At 44.8% G+C, this 17,553-nt stretch carries 18 protein-coding genes; 14 read left to right on the plus strand and 4 right to left on the minus strand.

The annotated features are described in order from the left end of the window. Positions 1 to 6: 6 nt before the first annotated feature. The 5 genes from accB to I2H87_RS05855 all read left to right on the plus strand — a co-directional run bounded on the left by accB (position 7) and on the right by I2H87_RS05855 (position 4,547). Complete coding sequence (gene accB, locus I2H87_RS05835; protein WP_009266276.1) at positions 7 to 435, plus strand: acetyl-CoA carboxylase biotin carboxyl carrier protein; 429 nt, start codon at positions 7 to 9, stop codon at positions 433 to 435. Between the two features lie 12 nt (positions 436 to 447). Next, complete coding sequence (gene fabZ / locus I2H87_RS05840) at positions 448 to 906, plus strand: 3-hydroxyacyl-ACP dehydratase FabZ (RefSeq protein ID WP_009266275.1); 459 nt, start codon at positions 448 to 450, stop codon at positions 904 to 906. A gap of 8 nt (positions 907 to 914) precedes the next feature. Next, on the plus strand, positions 915 to 2,249 hold the full coding sequence (locus I2H87_RS05845) for an acetyl-CoA carboxylase biotin carboxylase subunit (protein WP_044954545.1): 1,335 nt from the start codon (positions 915 to 917) through the stop codon (positions 2,247 to 2,249). A 4-nt stretch (positions 2,250 to 2,253) separates the two neighbouring features. Continuing rightward, the gene (locus I2H87_RS05850; protein WP_195609514.1) at positions 2,254 to 4,008 is read left to right on the plus strand and encodes an acetyl-CoA carboxylase carboxyltransferase subunit alpha; all 1,755 of its coding nucleotides are present in this window, start codon (positions 2,254 to 2,256) and stop codon (positions 4,006 to 4,008) included. 92 nt (positions 4,009 to 4,100) lie between these two features. Continuing rightward, positions 4,101 to 4,547 (plus strand): MarR family winged helix-turn-helix transcriptional regulator, encoded by a 447-nt coding sequence (locus I2H87_RS05855; RefSeq protein WP_022151594.1) that lies wholly within the window; start codon positions 4,101 to 4,103, stop codon positions 4,545 to 4,547. Positions 4,548 to 4,664: 117 nt separating this feature from the next. On the opposite strand, the gene I2H87_RS05860 is transcribed toward I2H87_RS05855, so the two are convergent. Then, the gene (locus I2H87_RS05860; protein ID WP_195609515.1) at positions 4,665 to 5,522 is read right to left on the minus strand and encodes a MurR/RpiR family transcriptional regulator; all 858 of its coding nucleotides are present in this window, start codon (positions 5,520 to 5,522) and stop codon (positions 4,665 to 4,667) included. Between the two features lie 351 nt (positions 5,523 to 5,873). Here I2H87_RS05860 and I2H87_RS05865 point away from each other — a divergent pair, with 351 nt between their 5' ends. The 6 genes from I2H87_RS05865 (at position 5,874) to I2H87_RS05890 (ending at position 11,306) form a co-directional block, all read left to right on the plus strand. After that, positions 5,874 to 7,178, plus strand: a complete 1,305-nt coding sequence (locus I2H87_RS05865; RefSeq protein ID WP_009266270.1) for an ABC transporter substrate-binding protein — start codon at positions 5,874 to 5,876, stop codon at positions 7,176 to 7,178. Between the two features lie 81 nt (positions 7,179 to 7,259). Further along, positions 7,260 to 8,174 (plus strand): carbohydrate ABC transporter permease, encoded by a 915-nt coding sequence (locus tag I2H87_RS05870; protein ID WP_009266269.1) that lies wholly within the window; start codon positions 7,260 to 7,262, stop codon positions 8,172 to 8,174. Next, positions 8,171 to 9,043, plus strand: a complete 873-nt coding sequence (locus I2H87_RS05875) for a carbohydrate ABC transporter permease (RefSeq protein WP_117550146.1) — start codon at positions 8,171 to 8,173, stop codon at positions 9,041 to 9,043. The genes I2H87_RS05870 and I2H87_RS05875 overlap by 4 nt, the downstream gene beginning before the upstream one ends. A gap of 9 nt (positions 9,044 to 9,052) precedes the next feature. Further along, on the plus strand, positions 9,053 to 9,682 hold the full coding sequence (locus I2H87_RS05880; protein ID WP_009266267.1) for an SGNH/GDSL hydrolase family protein: 630 nt from the start codon (positions 9,053 to 9,055) through the stop codon (positions 9,680 to 9,682). 2 nt (positions 9,683 to 9,684) lie between these two features. Further along, the gene (locus tag I2H87_RS05885; protein WP_044954543.1) at positions 9,685 to 10,374 is read left to right on the plus strand and encodes an N-acetylmannosamine-6-phosphate 2-epimerase; all 690 of its coding nucleotides are present in this window, start codon (positions 9,685 to 9,687) and stop codon (positions 10,372 to 10,374) included. Beyond that, positions 10,371 to 11,306 carry an ROK family protein gene (locus I2H87_RS05890; protein ID WP_009266265.1) on the plus strand — a complete coding sequence of 312 codons (936 nt, stop codon included), beginning with the start codon at positions 10,371 to 10,373 and terminating at the stop codon, positions 11,304 to 11,306. The genes I2H87_RS05885 and I2H87_RS05890 overlap by 4 nt, the downstream gene beginning before the upstream one ends. 47 nt (positions 11,307 to 11,353) lie before the next feature. On the opposite strand, the gene lexA is transcribed toward I2H87_RS05890, so the two are convergent. Then, positions 11,354 to 11,971 (minus strand): transcriptional repressor LexA, encoded by a 618-nt coding sequence (gene lexA / locus I2H87_RS05895; RefSeq protein ID WP_009266264.1) that lies wholly within the window; start codon positions 11,969 to 11,971, stop codon positions 11,354 to 11,356. Between the two features lie 303 nt (positions 11,972 to 12,274). Here lexA and yneA point away from each other — a divergent pair, with 303 nt between their 5' ends. The 3 genes from yneA (at position 12,275) to I2H87_RS05910 (ending at position 14,906) form a co-directional block, all read left to right on the plus strand. After that, positions 12,275 to 12,688: a cell division suppressor protein YneA gene (gene yneA, locus I2H87_RS05900; protein WP_009266263.1), complete on the plus strand. Its 414-nt coding sequence runs from the start codon at positions 12,275 to 12,277 to the stop codon at positions 12,686 to 12,688. 255 nt (positions 12,689 to 12,943) lie between these two features. Further along, positions 12,944 to 14,011 (plus strand): tyrosine-type recombinase/integrase, encoded by a 1,068-nt coding sequence (locus I2H87_RS05905; protein ID WP_009266262.1) that lies wholly within the window; start codon positions 12,944 to 12,946, stop codon positions 14,009 to 14,011. A 160-nt stretch (positions 14,012 to 14,171) separates the two neighbouring features. Next, positions 14,172 to 14,906 carry a tRNA 2-thiocytidine(32) synthetase TtcA gene (locus I2H87_RS05910; protein ID WP_009266261.1) on the plus strand — a complete coding sequence of 245 codons (735 nt, stop codon included), beginning with the start codon at positions 14,172 to 14,174 and terminating at the stop codon, positions 14,904 to 14,906. 92 nt (positions 14,907 to 14,998) lie between these two features. On the opposite strand, the gene I2H87_RS05915 is transcribed toward I2H87_RS05910, so the two are convergent. Together I2H87_RS05915 and I2H87_RS05920 are read right to left on the minus strand one after the other, a co-directional pair. Then, on the minus strand, positions 14,999 to 15,646 hold the full coding sequence (locus tag I2H87_RS05915) for a flavin reductase family protein (RefSeq protein WP_195609516.1): 648 nt from the start codon (positions 15,644 to 15,646) through the stop codon (positions 14,999 to 15,001). Positions 15,647 to 15,712: 66 nt separating this feature from the next. Then, positions 15,713 to 17,368 (minus strand): putative manganese-dependent inorganic diphosphatase, encoded by a 1,656-nt coding sequence (locus I2H87_RS05920; RefSeq protein WP_009266259.1) that lies wholly within the window; start codon positions 17,366 to 17,368, stop codon positions 15,713 to 15,715. Between the last annotated feature and the right edge of the window lie 185 nt (positions 17,369 to 17,553).

Consider the following 17,553-nt stretch of genomic DNA (forward strand, 5'->3'; position numbering starts at 1 on the left):
GACGAGATGGAAACAGAAGAATTGAAACAGTTGATCCATGCCGTATCCTCATCGAAGCTTCAGGAATTTCAATATGAAGAGAGCGGGATAAAGATCGCGATGAAGAAAGGGATTTCTTCTTCGGGCAAGGCGGCGGACGCCGGGAAAATAACGGTGGAGACATCCGAGATTTCAGAAAACGATCCGAAACCGGACACAGAAGAACATGTGGTGAGATCTCCGCTTGTCGGAACCTTTTATGCGGCGCCGGAAGAGGGAGCGTCTCCCTATGTACAGGCAGGGGATGCCGTGAAAAAGGGGCAGACGCTTGCAATCGTAGAGGCAATGAAACTGATGAATGAGATCGAGTGCGATCAAGACGGTTTCATCACAAACATCTATGTCAAAAACGGAGAAAATGTGGAATACGGACAGCCGTTGTTCGGCATTCGGTAAAGGAGCAGTGCTATGAATGGATTGAATATCAAACAGATTCAGGAAATCATTCCCCATCGCCATCCGTTTCTTCTGATTGATTTTATTGAAGATTTCAAGCCGGGAGAATATGCGGTTGGTTATAAATGTGTGACATACCGGGAAGAGTTCTTCCGGGGACATTTTCCGCAGGAGCCGGTCATGCCGGGAGTGCTGACCATAGAAGCGCTGGCGCAAGTCGGCGCAGTTGCGATCTTGTCCAAAGAAGAAAATCATGGAAAAACCGCCTATTTCGGCGGCATCCAGAAATGCAGATTCCGTGGAAAAATTGTCCCCGGTGATAAAGTCAGACTGGAAACAAAGATCATCAAACAAAAAGGACCGATCGGTATCGGTGAAGCGGCTGCCTATGTGGACGGAAAACTGGTTGTGAGTGCCGAACTGACTTTTGTAGTTGGAGAGACGGAAGAAGAAAAGGAAATGCGGTTATGAATACAGGTATGATCCGAAAGATTTTGATTGCAAACCGTGGCGAGATCGCCGTACGCATTATCCGTGCGTGTCGGGAGATGGGGATTGCATCGGTGGCGGTATATTCGGAAGCAGACCGGGAATCGCTGCATACCCAATTGGCAGATGAAGCAATCTGCATCGGACCGGCGGCTTCCGCGGACAGTTATCTTTCGATGGAACGGGTACTCAGCGCGGCGATCACAAGCGGAGCCGATGCCATCCATCCCGGATTCGGTTTTTTATCGGAAAACAGTAAGTTTGCAGCACTTTGCGAACAGTGCGGACTGGTATTTATCGGTCCGAAAGCCGAGGTGATCCAAAAGATGGGGCATAAATCCCAGGCGCGTAATACGATGATCCAGGCAGGCGTTCCGGTGATTCCGGGAACTACAGATCCTGTCTATCACGCAAAAGACGGGCTGGAAGAGGCGGGAAAGATCGGATATCCGGTAATGATCAAAGCGGCACTCGGAGGCGGCGGAAAAGGAATGCGTGTATCCGATTCGCCGGAAGAGTTTGAACGTTGTTTCCGTACCGCTCAAAAGGAAGCGCAGATGGCGTTCGGGGACGGAACGATGTATCTGGAACATTTTGTGCGGCATCCGAGACATATTGAATTTCAGATCCTTGCGGATATGTTTGGAAATGTGATCCACCTTGGAGAGCGGGACTGTTCCGTTCAACGAAATCATCAGAAACTGATCGAAGAGTCACCCTGTGCGGCAATTTCGCCGAAACTTCGTAAAGCGATGGGGAAAGCAGCAGTGAAAGCGGCAAAAGCAGTCGGCTACACCAATGCCGGAACGGTGGAATTTTTGCTGGAGAAAAGCGGAAAATTTTACTTTATGGAAATGAATACACGTATACAAGTTGAACATCCCGTGACGGAATGGGTGACGGGATTGGATCTGATAAAAGAACAGATCCGAATCGCATCGGGACTTCCTCTGCGGATCAAACAGGAAGACGTCTGTCTTACGGGACATGCAATTGAGTGCAGGATCAATGCGGAGGATCCGAAAAAGAACTTCAGACCGTCGCCGGGAGAGATTACGGAACTGCATTTTCCGGGCGGAAAAGGGATCCGGATCGATTCTGCGATTTACAGTGGGTATACGGTTCCGGCATTTTATGATTCGATGCTGGCAAAGCTGATCGTGCATGCCGATACGCGAGAAGAAGCGATCGCAAAGATGCGCAGTGCTCTCGGAGAAGTGATCATCGATGGCATTGAGACGAATCTCAATTACCAATATGAGATTCTCGGACATCCGGATTATTGTTCCGGGGAGATTGATATTGAGTTTATAGAAAAGATGTGAAAAAATGAAGTTGGAAAACCGATTCAAAAAAGCGGCGTCCGCCGCCAGAAAACGTGAGGAAGCAGGAAAGCGGAAACGACCGGAAATCCCGGATGGACTGCTGAAAAAATGTAATGCATGTAAGTCTGTGATCGTCGCTGAGGATGTGAAGAAAGGACAGTATATCTGCCCAAAGTGCCGGCACTATTTCCGAATGGATGCGTTTGAACGTCTGGCTCTTATTACGGACGATGGAAGCTTTGAACAGTGGGATATGCATCTCGTCACAAAAAATCCGCTGGATTATAAAGGATATGAAGAAAAGATTGCTTTTCTGAAAGAAAATACGGGACTCGATGAAGCGGTTTTGACCGGAAAAGCATCGATCGGAGGAATCGAGACGGCGATCGGAGTTTGTGACAGTCGTTTCATCATGGCGAGTATGGGAGAGGTTGTCGGAGAGAAGATCACAAGAATGATCGAACGTGCACAGAGTGAACGGCTTCCGATCGTACTTTTCGCCTGTTCCGGAGGCGCCAGGATGCAGGAGGGGATCGTTTCCCTGATGCAGATGGTGAAGACTTCCGCCGCATTGAAACGATACAGTGATGCGGGAGGCTTTTATGTATCCGTGCTGACCAATCCGACAACCGGAGGAGTGACGGCAAGTTTTGCGATGCTGGGAGATGTGATTCTGGCAGAGCCGGGGGCGCTGATCGGATTTGCGGGACCACGGGTGATCGAGCAGACGATCGGGCAGAAGCTTCCGAAAGGATTTCAAAAGTCGGAATTTCTTCTGGAACATGGATTTATCGACCGGATCGTCGAGCGGGAAGAAATGCGCGGTCTTTTATATCGGATTTTGAAAATGCATCCGCTGGATAAAGATACTGCGTGGGATGCGGAGAACAATGAGCAGAAAAACGGGCAGAAAAACGAACAACAACTCAAACGACAGCCGGAACGGCAAAGTACGGGAACTTTGAGACAGAGCCCTTGCACAGACGCGTGGGAGCGTGTACAACGTTCACGCAGAAAAGACCGACCGGTTGCTTCGGAATATATTGAACGGCTGTTTACGAATTTTATAGAGTTTCATGGAGACCGTGCTTTCGGAGACGATCCGGCGATCATAGGAGGGGTTGCGGATTTTCACGGAATACCGGTTACCGTGATCGCACAGGAAAAAGGTATGACAACGAAAGAAAACATCGCCCGGAATTTCGGAATGCCCTCCCCTGAGGGATATCGAAAAGCACTTCGGCTTATGAAACAGGCGGAAAAATTTCACAGACCGGTTCTGTGTTTTGTCGATACGCCCGGAGCTTATTGCGGAATTGAAGCGGAAGAGCGGGGGCAGGGAGAAGCGATCGCTAAGAATCTTTATGAAATGTCCGGTCTGGGTGTCCCGATCCTCTCGATCATCATAGGCGAGGGTGGGAGCGGAGGTGCTCTGGCGCTGGCTGTGGCAGATGAAGTCTGGATGCTGGAAAACGCGGTTTATTCGATCTTGTCGCCGGAGGGATTTGCGTCGATTTTATGGAAAGACAGCAAACGGGCGAAAGAGGCGGCATGTATGATGAAGCTTACGGCAAACGATTTAAAAGATCTTCACGCAGCGGAAAAAATCGTCCGTGAACCGGAACATTTAACCGCAGAAAATCTCGAGGTCGTGTGCAGGGAACTTGAAAAGCAGATCGCTGTATTTTTGGATATTCAGAAGAAAAAACAGCCGGAAGAACTTGCCGAAGAGCGGTATCAGAGATTTCGGAGAATGTAAAATGACCTTTCCTTTTTATGCTGAAATGTGTATAATAAAAGCGGCGGCATAGTCCGCTTGAAAAATGATCCTATCCGGAAGAGGAGAGCGCTGTGAACACATACGAGACGATCAACGATGTTTTAGTCCATTTGTTTAATGAAATTTGGGAATTGGAAGAAAAGGCGATCATTACAGAAGAATATAAAGATATCACCAACAATGATATGCACATAATCGAGGCGATCGGACTGGGGGAGGGAAAGACGATGTCAGCCATCGCGAAAAAGATGAACGTGACGGCCGGAACTCTCACAACTTCAATGAACAGTCTCGTAAAGAAAGGTTATGCGCTGCGCCGCCGCAGTGAGAAAGACCGTCGTGTCGTTTACATCAGCCTGACAGAAAAAGGAGAACGGGCATTTCATCATCATGCGGATTTTCATACCCAGATGACCGATGCGGTGATCCGGAATCTGGAGAAAGATGAACTGCCGGTGTTGATGAAGACGTTAAATGCACTGTCGGTGTTTTTTCGGAATTATCATGAGGAAATATGATCGGAAAAGAATCATGGATTATCATGGTTATTTTGTATGCATAATGCCAGCGTACAAGGGAGAGTATACCCTTTGTACGCTGGCATTATGTTTAATGACTTAGTAAAAATCTCATTCTCACATCATTTTTTCGGTGATGACTTTCGAAGTCTTTTTCTTGTTTTCCAAGGCGCGTTCCCCCAATTTTTTATAAACTTCCGCATATAAAATATCGATCAAGAAAAGCTGGGCGGTTTTATTGGCGATAGAACCGCCCTCCATAGGTCCCTCATTTGCACCACACAGAAGCAAGATATCCGAATATTGTGCGGCCGGTGTTTTTGCAAATTGTGTAATAAATACAACAGGCACTTTTGCCGTGTGACAGATATGCGCGATTTCAATGCAGTCTTTTGTGATTCCCGAATTGCAGAAAATGATCGCGACGTCTTCCGGTGATAACAGCGCTGCTTGTGTCAGCTGGATGTGGGCATCCGAATTATAAATGCAGTTTGGAAGGATTTTCATAAATTTGTTTTTGGCTTCATTCGCACTGGTTCCCGAACCGCCGAAGCCGAACAGATTGATCGTTCTTGCGCCAAGAATTAAAGCGACTGTCTGGGAGATCGCGTGGAAATTCAGTGTGTGAAACGTCTGTTCCAACGCACGCATATATGCTTCTTTTACGCGTGCGGCAGTTTCCTGACAATTTGACGTCTGAGTGACATCGATCAATTCTTTCTTTTGCCCGATGTCGGAATTGGAAGTGCTGAGCGCGAGGGACAATTTGAAATCCTGATAGCCTTTCAGGGAGAGGGTGCGGCAGAAACGAAACACGCTGGTTTCTCCCACATCACATAATTTGGATAAATCGGTAATCGTGGCACTTAGTGCTTCCTGCGGAGAGGAAAGTACAAAGTCTGCCACTTTTTTTTCAGCTTTTGTCATTTTGGAATATCTGCTCGTGATTTCGGTCATTAGGTTTATCGTAGCCATAAAATTTCACCCCGCTTCTTTGTTCTTATATTTATTGTATCATATTTGAAAAATAATTGTCAATCAGAGTGAAAATCAGAGAAATTATTTCTTTTTTCAATATATTGTATTGTAAAAAATGAGATAAAAAAGAAAAAATTTCTTTTTTGAAATGGTATAAAATGATGTAAAAAGGCTATGCATAAAGAAAAAATAGTGTGAAAAGTGCACATAAAACGTGTTGACAAAGTAAAAATCGAGTGATAAGATAATTTCAAGAAAAATATTTTTTGAAAATATAAAAAATAAAAAGAAAAAATTTTCAAAAAGTATTTTAGAAGTGTGAAAGTGAAGAAAAGGAGGAAACGTAACATGAAAAGAAAGTTCGTGAGTGTATTTCTGTGTGTATCATTGGCAATGGGGATGCTCGCCGGATGCGGTGGCGGAAGCGAAGAAGAAGTACAGAAAAAGGACGGGGACAAACCTTATGCCGGTGAAAAACTGACCGTGCTGTATATGTCCGGGGTTTATGCAGATGCTGCCAACAGCATGGTAGATGAATTTGAAGAGAAAACTGGAGCGACTGTGGAGGTTGTCGATTTCCCGTATACGACATTGCATGAAAAATCACTTCTGGATCTGACAAGCGGAACCGGATCTTATGATGTGATCGATGTGGCAAGTCAGTGGGACGGAGAATTTGCTCCGTATATGACCGATCTTTCAGAGTTCATGGAAAAAGACGGATACAGTACTGATGTATTTATTGAAAATGTAATGGAAAATTCCGGAGTATGGCAGGATGTTACAACCGGAATTCCAAATGCCAGCACACCTCAGTTATTCGCATACCGTACCGATCTGCTTCCGGAAGGAATTCCGGACACATGGGAAGAATACCGTGAAGTTGCCAAATCACTGACAAATAAGGATGAGGGTATGTATGGAATTTCCGTATCGGCGACGACCGGGCAGCTTGGCGGTGTATTTGATTATATACTTTGGTCGATGGGAGGTGCCTGGGCAGACGAAGACTGGAATGTAACGATCGACTCTCCGGAGACAAGAGCAGCGCTGGAACATTTGAAAGAAATCCAGGATTACGCAGATCCTTCTATTTTATCTTGGGGAACCGAAGAATCCATCAAAGCATTTCTGGATGGAAATGCAGCAATCTGCGAGACATGGCCGACGCTGGGACTTGTACAGGCTGCCGATGATGAAAGTCAGTCGAAAGTAGTCGGTAAATGGGCGTTGGATGTGATCCCGTATGACAAGACCGGAAAAACACTCTTAAGTGCATGGGACGTATCGATCCCGGCTGCATCCAAGAATCAGGAACTTGCCTGGGAGTGGGTAAAGATGTATACAAGTGAAGAGATGCAGAACAGATTTTATGAAGAGTACGGAATCCTTTCGCCGAGAAAATCTTTCTGGGAACAGGATGGCATCAAAGGTACATACATGGACACCGTGCGCGAAGCGCTTGATACCGCAAATATGTGGTGGAGAGTTCCGGCATCGACAGAAGTGGACACCATGCTGAATACAGTAGTAAGTCAGTATATGTCCGGTCAGATCGAACTGGAAGAGGCGGTTCAGAAGATGGATGAGGGGATTGAAACTGCCCTTAAGAATGCACCGCCTGAGGAAGGAACTAAAAATTACAATTTGTAAAATAAATCAAACGGGGACATCCCTTATAAAGAGCAGGACTGTCTGAAAAACAGGCAGTCCTGTTAAGAAAGGAAGAACGTTATGGCAAAAAGAAAAACGGTACGAAAAAATGTCAGAAAAAGTAAAAGCGATAAAGCCGCATCATGGCTGTTTCTCGTACCGACAATGCTTTTTCTGGGAGTTACCGCATTGCTCCCATTGCTTTATTCTGTATATTTGAGCTTTTTTAAGATGAAATTAAATCTTCCGAATGCAGTGCCGGAATTCGTCGGTCTTTCTAATTATATCCGGATGTTTACGGATGAAGCGCTTCATGTCAGTACACTGAACACGTTACTGTTTGCGGTTGTGTCTGTGACGCTGGAAGTATTGGTGGGGTTATTTGTTGCTATGGCGCTTTGCTCGGATCGTCTTTGGGCAAGGCTCGCAACATCGATCTTTTTGATCCCGATGATCATGGCTCCGGTTGCTGTCGGTACATTATGGCGGATGATGCTGGATTCGACAACAGGAATCATCAATTATCTCCTGAGCTTTCTGGGGATTCCGAGTATCACATGGTTAAGCAGCACAAAGACGGCGATGCTTGCGGTCATTCTCGTCAATGTATGGCAGCTTGCCCCATGGGTAACGATCATCTGTGCCGCAGGATTAAAGGCATTGCCGCAGGATAGTCTGGAGGCAGCATGTGTGGACGGAGCCTCCAATGGCACGATTTTCCGAAAAATCGTATTGCCGTCCGTGGCCCCGCTTTTGACGATCGTTGTTATGCTGCGTTTTGTGGACGCATTTAAAGTGTTTGATACCGTTTACGTTATGACGAATGGCGGACCCGGAAACGCAACAGAAATGCTTCCGAACTATATTTATAAGCAAGGATTGAAATTCTTTGACGCAGGATATTCGGCGGCTCTTGCGATCGTATTTGTGCTTGTGATGACTTTGATCACGGTAGGATTTCTGAAGATGAGAGATAAAATGGAGGCAGAGATATGAGAAAAAGGAAACATAAAGCGCCAACAACGGAAAATATTATCGGCAATTTTGCCGGAAAACCGGTGCGGGTGATCATTATTGTCGTTGCGTTGATCTTGATCATATTTCCATTATACTGGCTCGTAACAAGTTCTTTGAAAATAGAGGGAGAATATTTGTCCAACCCACCGGTGATCGTCCCGAGTCAGCTTACGGCAGAAAGCTACCAGAACATCTTCGGAAAAGATCAGATCTGGCAGAATTTTATGAATACCGTGATCGTTGCGGGCGGATCTACGCTGATCTCTGTTGTTTTCGGAAGCATGGCAGCTTATGCAGTAGCGAGAGGAAGCATCGGAAACCGGGCAAGAAAATATTTCGGACTTTGGTTTATGGTGCAAAAGATGTATCCTGCGATCGCCACAGCAATCCCTGTATATCTTGTAATGAGAAGTCTTCATCTGATCGATACAAAAACGGCGTTGATCATTATGAACACCAGTTTCAATCTGCCGCTCGTTATATGGCTGATGATGGGATTTTTTGAACAGCTCCCACTGGAATTGGAAGAATCGGCGATGTTGGATGGATGCGGATTTACAAAACGGTTTTTCCTGATCATTTTTCCGCTTACCAAACCCGGAATCATCGCATCGGCAATTTTAGCGTTCGTAGGTGCCTGGAACGAATTTTTGTTTGCAGTAATCTTAAGTATCAACAAATCCAAGACACTTCCGGTCGTTATCGCAGGATTTATTACAGACCGGGGGCTGGAATGGGGACCGATGGCGGCAACCGCGGTGATCACACTTGTTCCGGTTTTGATTCTTGTGTGGGCGCTTCAGAAAAATTTTGTACAGGGACTTGCAATGGGCGCAGTGAAAGGATAGGGAAAGAACATGAAAAAAAGAATATTATGCTTGGGAGATTCCAATACATGGGGGTATGACGCGGAGACAAACGGACGTTTTCCGGATGATGTCAGATGGACCGGACGGCTGTCGGAACGTCTTGGTGATTCTTATACGGTAATAGAAGAGGGACTCAGTGGGAGAACCACAGTATTTGAAGACCCTCTGAATGAGGGAATGTCCGCACTGCCGTATCTTTATCCGTGTCTGATGTCCCATGCGCCGTTGGATTATATGGTCGTCATGCTTGGTACAAATGACTGCAAAGAACGTTTTTCGGCAACTGCAAAGAATATTGCAGATGGAATGAAGCGCCTTGTCCAGAAAGCAAAGGTGGTTCCATGCTGGAGAGAAGACGCGAAGATTCTCATTGTGGCTCCGGCGCCGATCGACATTCGCTGCGAGCAGTCACCGGTAGCAGGTGAAATGGGAAGATGCAGTAAAAAATCAGAATGCCTGGCAGAAGAGTATCAGAAATGTGCAGAAGAGAATCGCTGCGATTATTTGGATGCAGCGCCGTTTTGTACAATGAATGAAATCGATTTTATGCATCTGGATGCCCAAAGCCATGACCGATTCAGTGCGGAAATCGAAAAAATAGTGAGAAGGCAGGTATGATTATGGGAAAATCAGTTGAGACAATAAAAGGGAACTTGATAGTATCATGCCAGGCGCTCCCGGAAGAGCCGCTTCATTCTTCTTTTATCATGGGAAGAATGGCTTTTGCGGCAAAGATGGGAGGCGCCGCGGGAATTCGTGCCAATACAAAAGAAGATATTATTGAAATTAAGAAAAATGTAGATCTTCCGGTGATCGGAATTGTAAAACAGGTATATGAAGACAGCGAAATTTATATTACGCCTACGATGAAAGAAATCGATCAATTGATGGAAGCAAAGCCGGAGATTATTGCATTGGATGCAACAAACAGATTGCGTCCGAACGGTGTCACATTGAAAGAATTTTACAATGCAGTGCGAAAAAAATATCCCGAACAGCTTTTAATGGCAGATTGTTCCACGTTGGAAGAGGCGGTTTATGCAGATGGGCTTGGATTTGATTTCATAGGAACAACACTGGTCGGGTATACGGAAGAAAGTAAGGATGTCCGGATCGAGCAAAATGATTTTGCACTGATCCGGGAAATATTAAATCGTGTAACTCATCGGGTGATTGCCGAGGGGAATATCAATACGCCGGAAAAAGTTCATAAGGTGATGGGAATGGGCGTATATAGTGTTGTCGTAGGAACGGCGATCACAAGACCGCAGGCGATCACAAGAGAATTTGTAAAGGCGTTGGAAAAATGAAACAATCATCTAAGCAATCAGGTTTACGTTTTTATGTGAGTATTGATGTCGGCGGAACTGCGATAAAATATGGGATTTTAGATGAAGGCGGAGCTTTTATCAAAAAAGCGAGCTGCCCGACGGAAGCAAAAGAGGGCGGAAAGCGGATATTATCCCAGTTGATCGAGATCGTGGAAAATGCAGGACAAAGTATTGCAGAAATAAATTCACAAGGAATGCTTTCGGGAATTTGCATCTCTACAGCAGGCATGGTAGACTGCAAACAAGGGAAAATCCTATATTCGGGCGAATTGATCCCTGACTATACGGGAACCGAGATCAAAAAGACATTGGAAAATAAATTTCATGTTCCATGTTCCGTGGAAAACGATGTCAATTGTGCAGGACTTGCCGAACTGGTAAGTGGGGCAGCTAAGGGATTCCGTAATGTTCTATGCCTGACCGTTGGAACCGGAATCGGTGGTTGTATCATTTTAAACGGAGAAGTTTATCATGGGCATGGAAACTGTGCCGGAGAAGTCGGTTATATGTATATGGACGGCAGCGATTTTCAGACACTGGGAGCCGGCAGCATTATGAGTAAAAAGATAGCAGAACAAAGGCAGGATATCCCCGAAAACTGGAACGGACGCCGGATTTTTGAAGCCGCAAAGCAGGGGGATGCAGAATGCAGCCGTGTGATCGATGAGATGGCCGAGATCCTCGGAAAGGGAATTGCAAATATCTGTTATGTATTGAATCCACAAATTGTAGTATTAGGCGGAGGTGTGATGGAACAGCGGGAGATGATGGAACCGTTGATCAAAGATAAACTTGAGAAATACCTGCGTCCGATCGTTAGAAATACCACTCGGATCGCATTTGCCGAACATGGAAATGATGCCGGGATGCTGGGGGCATTCTATCACTTCCAGAAAGATCATCATAAATAAAACATCCGCAGAACCCATGTGTAGACCACTTGTGTTCTGCGGATGTTTTATCTAAAGAAACGGAATACACCGATCACTTTTCCGAGGATCATAACATCATGTACGATGATCGGTTCCATATAGTCATTCTCCGGCTGCAGGCGGATGATCCCTTCTTCTCTGTAAAATGTCTTCACCGTCGCACTGTCCTCGATCAATGCGACAACCATGTCTCCGTTATCTGCAACAGGTTGTTCCTGTACCAGTACATAGTCTCCGTTCAAAATACCGGCATTCACCATACTCTCTCCATGGACTTTCAAAAGGAATGTAGGTTTGTTCGGAAGCTTTTCCACTGGGATCGGGAAGTAGTCTTCAATATGTTCCTGTGCCAGAATAGGCTCTCCGGCAGCCACATGTCCGAGGATCGGAACGTTTGTCATCTCACGTCTGGTCAGATTAAAAGAATCATCAAGGATCTCAATGGCACGCGGCTTTGTGGGATCGCGATGAATGTAACCGTTGCGTTCCAGTGTCTCCAGATGTGAATGGACGGAAGAGGTCGACTTCAAGTTGACTGCTTCACAAATCTCGCGGACAGCCGGAGGGAATCCACGCTCTAATATCTGAGATTTGATATAATTTAAAATCTCTTCCTGTTTCTTACTGATCTTGCCATATGACATGTGCTATATCCTCCTCATACAATGTATGTCGTATATCTTCTGTATTTCTTTTTATTTTAGCATAGCATATTCCAAAAAGCAAACATTTGTTTACGAAAATATGTTCTTTCAATACGCTCAAAACTGAATATTGACACCCGAAAATATGTTCGAAAAATTCGTGTTCATCTATTGACAAACATTTGTTCTGGTTATATAATAAACTTGTAAAGAAAACAAATGTTCGATTTGAAAGAAGTTTCGGATAAGAACGGATATATAATCAGGAAGAATATAGATGTAAAGACAAAGGAGGATATTGAGATGAGGGAAGTATACAGAAGAGGAGAAAAAGACCATAGAACAGCGGGATTGCAGATCAGACAGTGCGGGCATCACGGGGAAGCCGCAAGAAGCAGACGTAACCGCAATATTGGATCTTCGCTAGGTGTTCTTATCGCATTAACAGCGGTATTTATTCTCGGAGGTGTTATTTTTAACGGTGTGCTGGCTTCGGCACACGAAGAACCGGAGAATAAAACCGTTGGATCCACCTGTTATAAAAGTATTGAGATCGAACAAGGAGACACACTCTGGGAACTTGCTGAAGAATACATGACAGACGATTATCTATCTGTTCAGGAGTATGTGCAGGATTTGAAACGTATGAATCATCTGACGGATGATACGATCATTTCCGGACAGCATTTAATTGTTGCTTATGAACTTGCCGGATGATTCTTCTGGATATCATGAATAAACCGGACGAACAGAAAAGAGGTATCAATATACATCCCTATGTATTGATATAGAGAAACAAACTCACCCCTATGTGGCGGTATCGGCTTGAAGCAGAGTAGATACCGCCATTATTCCTTAAATACATCTATACGACAAATACTGATTTTTCCAAAAGATATAGACATAAAGAACGGATTATGGTAGAATTTCTTTAGAATTATAGAAAAATGATAAATGAGGATTTATTTTACTATGGAACAAAATCAATCAAAAACATATCATGAACAGACATACATTGACAATACATTACGGCTTCGGGAGATTTTAAAGACGCTTCCGGCGTTTGCCAAAGATTATTTCCGTGCGGTGGAACCGACAACTTCCGCAAAAACAAGGATTTCTTATGCGTATGATATCCGGGTATTTTTTCATTTTTTGATGGAATGCAATCCGGTATATAAGAATTATGATATTTCTGATTTTACAACTGCAGATCTGGAACGGATCGAGCCTGTGGATATTGAAGAATATCAGGAATATCTGAAAGTCTATAAAAATGAGGATGAAAAACAAATCACAAATACGGAAAAAGGACTCTCCCGCAAGATGTCCGCGCTTCGTAGCTTTTACGGATATTTTTTTAAGCGGCAGATCATTACAAAAAATCCCACTCTTTTGGTTGATATGCCGAAGTTGCATGAAAAAGCGATCATACGGCTGGATACAGATGAAGTCGCCTCTCTTCTTGATTTTGTAGAGCACGGCGGAGATATGTTGACCGGGCAGAAGAAAGTCTATTATGAGAAGACAAAGAACCGGGATCTGGCGATCATCACTCTCCTGCTTGGTACGGGGATCCGTGTATCAGAATGTGTCGGGCTTGATATTCAAGATGTAGATTTCAAAAATAATGGGATCAAAGTGACCCGGAAAGGCGGCAATGAAATGGTTGTCTATTTCGGTGAGGAAGTGGAAACCGCTCTGAAACAATATCTGTATACAACAAGAAAAGCGACGGTTCCGCTGGCAGGACATGAGAATGCCCTTTTTCTGTCCACGCAGAGAAAGCGCATGGGTGTTCAGGCAGTGGAAAATATGGTCAAAAAATATGCCCGTCAGGTGACGCCGAATAAAAAGATCACACCGCATAAATTGCGCAGCACTTATGGAACAACGCTGTATAAAGAAACCGGAGATATTTATCTGGTAGCGGACGTTCTGGGACACAAAGATGTAAATACGACAAAGAAGCATTATGCGGCAATCGATGAGAGCCGAAGACGGCTCGCCGCCGGAGCTGTAAAGCTTCGAGAGCCGTAGATCATGATTCCGAGATCATATCAAAGAATAATAATAGATATAAGAACTTTAAAAATAGATTGTATTTTCAAAGAACAGCTTTTATAATGGGAAAAGCAAATAAAAACATGCGAATTAAGCAACATGTAATTCAGAAGAATATCAGAAAGGACTTACGACAATGCAGTTACAGCGTTTATTGAGCTATACGAGAAAAGCCGTGGATGAATATCAGATGATCGAGGATGGGGATCACATTGCAGTTGGAATTTCGGGCGGAAAAGACAGCCTGACACTGCTCTATGCGCTTCATGGTCTGAAACGTTTCTATCCGAAGAAATTTGAACTCAGCGCCATCACCGTCGATCTTGGTTTTGAAGACTTTGACCTTACGCCGATCCGGGAACTTTGCAAGGAAATGGAAATTCCATATACGATCGTAAAATCTGACATATATAATATACTTTTTAACATCCGTAAAGAATCGAACCCATGTTCCCTCTGTGCCAAAATGAGAAAAGGGGCTTTGAATGAGGCAATCAAGGCAGCCGGATGCAATAAAGTTGCATATGCACACCATAAAGACGACATAGTAGAGACGATGCTGCTCTCGCTCCTCTTTGAGGGTCGTTTCCATTCTTTTTCCCCGCGGACTTATCTGGATCGTATGGATCTGACCGTGATCCGTCCAATGATGTTTGTAGATGAGATGGATGTGATCGGTTTTAAGAATAAATATGATCTTCCGGTTGTAAAGAGTAAATGTCCGGTAGATGGATATACCAAACGTCAATATGCAAAAGAACTGGTGCGGCAGCTTAATACCGAGCATCCCGGAGCAAAAGAACGTATGTTCCGTGCGATCCTGAACGGAGATATAAAAGGATGGCCGGAGCGGATTTTACAGACGAGATAAATGGTTCGGCATTTAGAAAAAGCAGCGATAAGTTCCTATTTTGATAGGGGTGACCGCTGCTTTTTCTTTCTTCTGTTTTCATTCGAAGCAGATCATTTTTTTACTTTTGGCTTCTTCTTTGCGTTTTTTGACGGATGAGCCGCTTTCTTTTTGGATGAGCCGGCAGGGCTCTTACTCTTCTTTCTGACGCTGTATCCAAATGTACCAAGCTGTTTTCCGAGCGACAGATATTCTCCATGGGAATATGCGATCAGCCCTGTCTTATTCAGCTCAAATCGGTTCTTTTCATTGAGATATGCCTCGTCAGCGTGAACCGCAGTTACTTTTGCGAGGAACATATGATGGCTTCCAAGCTCTTTGATCTCTGTAATCTGACATTCAATATTGACCGGAGATTCCGCGATCATTGGTGCGTAAGAAAGCGTGGTCGCAATTTCCGGAGTCAAATGCATTTCTTTCCATTTATCCACGTCTCTTCCGGAACGCACGCCGCAGTAATCGGTTGCGCGGATCAGTTTTTCGGTAGTCAGGTTGATCACAAATTCATTCGTCTGCCGGATCATCTCATAGGAGTAACGCTCCGGTCTTACGGAAATATAAACCATCGCCGGATTGGTGCAGATCGTTCCGGTCCATGCGACAGTCAATATATTCTTATTCCCGTTTTTGTCTCCGACACTGACCATAACCGCCGGAAGCGGATACAGCATGTTGCCGGGTTTCCATAGTTGTTTTGCCATTTCGATTAAAACTCCTGTTCTGTTCTCGGTATTGCCGATTGGCATCGGCTGATGTACAGCTGTTTTTTATTGCTGAAGCGCTTCCACCAATGCAGGAACCAGCTGCTTCTTCCTTGAAACAACACCTTTTAAATGTAGATCGTCCATTTCGGTGCGCAGGTCAAAGGCGCTGATTGCTTTCTCTCTTGCTTCCGGACCGGTACAGAGCAATTCGGAAGATTCGGTGATGATATTGGTCAGCATAAAGAAGATCATGTTCAGGCTGTGATTTTTGCGTGCCTTTTCCAGATGCGGCAGCACTTTTTCTTTGATCTCTTTTAACTCTTCTGCGCTCATCGAATTGACCTGACCGACGCCGAATACCGTGTCATTGACCGTAAACTGTTTGAAATCCAGGAAACAGATCTCTTCTGCTGTTTTTCCGCTCAAGTTGCTTCCGGCACGGAACATCGCCTGCGCCAGCATTTCAATATCAACTTCGGCGATTTCCGCAAGCTGGCGCGCCGACGTCTCATCCAAAGGTGTGCAGGTTGGCGAACGGAACATCAGTGTATCGGAGATGATCGCCGAACAGAGAAGACCTGCGATGGTCTTCGGAACTTTGACGTTGTTTTCCTGATACATCTGAAAAATGATCGTAGCAGTACATCCGACCGGCTGATTTCTGAAAAAAACGGGACCGAGCGTTTCAATGCTGCTGAGACGGTGGTGATCGATGATCTCCAAAACATCAGCCTGCTCGATACCGTCTACTGCCTGATTTTTCTCATTATGGTCGACAAGGATCACCTGTTTTTTTCGGCAGTTCAGTAATCGGCGTCTGGAAATAAACCCAAGAAAATGTCCGCGGTTGTCAACCACCGGGAAATCGCGAAAACGCTTCCGCATCATTACTTCTTTTACATCATCCACATAATCGCGCATACGGAATGTGATCAGCTTTTCTCTTTTTGTCATAAAATGACGGACCGGAATGCTTTGGTTGATCAGACGGGCAACGGTAAAAGAATCATGCGGCGAAGTAATGATCACAATCTGTTTCTCCTGTGCCTGTGTTAAGATATCGTCTGCAATCTCGGTCTCTCCGCAGATGACCATACATCCGACATTGAGATCAACGGCAAGCTGCTGTGCCTCTTTCCGATTGCTTAAAATAACAAGATCATCCTTGTCGATAAAGTCAGCCATCAATTTTCTGCTGGATGCGGCGATCCCGACTTTTCCCTTTAACAGATAACTGTGTTCATTTCCGATCACGACGGTACCGTCGATCGTTGTGGCAATATTGCGGTATTGTGTACGGGCTGTCGATAAGATCGCGCTGTCATATACATCCATATAAGAGGTCGCGATATCTCCGATCGTGATCAGTCCCTCCAATTTGTTGTCCCGCGTGACCGGAAGCGTCTTAATATTTTCTTCTTTCATTTTCGACCAGGCTGTCTTGATCGAGACGGATCCTTTTACGCCCTCGATCTCCCGCATCATAACGTCTTTGACCTGTACGCGGAGATCGGTAAGTAATGCCGGCGGTTTTACGTCAAAAAAATCCAGAACGTACTGTGTTTCTTCATTTAAATGTCCCGCTCTTCTTGCATTATGGATCTTTCCGGTCAGTTTGGTGCGGAGGTCGGCATATGCGATGGCAGAACATATCGAGTCGGTGTCCGGATTTTTATGTCCGATCACATAGATTTTATCGTTGATTACACGCTGTTCCATAGCTGTTTCCCTTCTTGTCGATCGTAATTTTTCTTCTATTAGCTTGCCATTTTTTACGAAATTCGTCAACCCAAATTTTAAAGATTCCGGTGATTTTGCCTGTATTTTTCGTATCATGTATGCTATACTTAGAATATGTGATTGCAGCGCTATAATGTTTTTGTCTTAGCGTCTGCGATAACGAC

This window comes from Mediterraneibacter glycyrrhizinilyticus (assembly GCF_015560805.1).
Taxonomy (GTDB): domain Bacteria; phylum Bacillota; class Clostridia; order Lachnospirales; family Lachnospiraceae; genus Schaedlerella; species Schaedlerella glycyrrhizinilytica_A.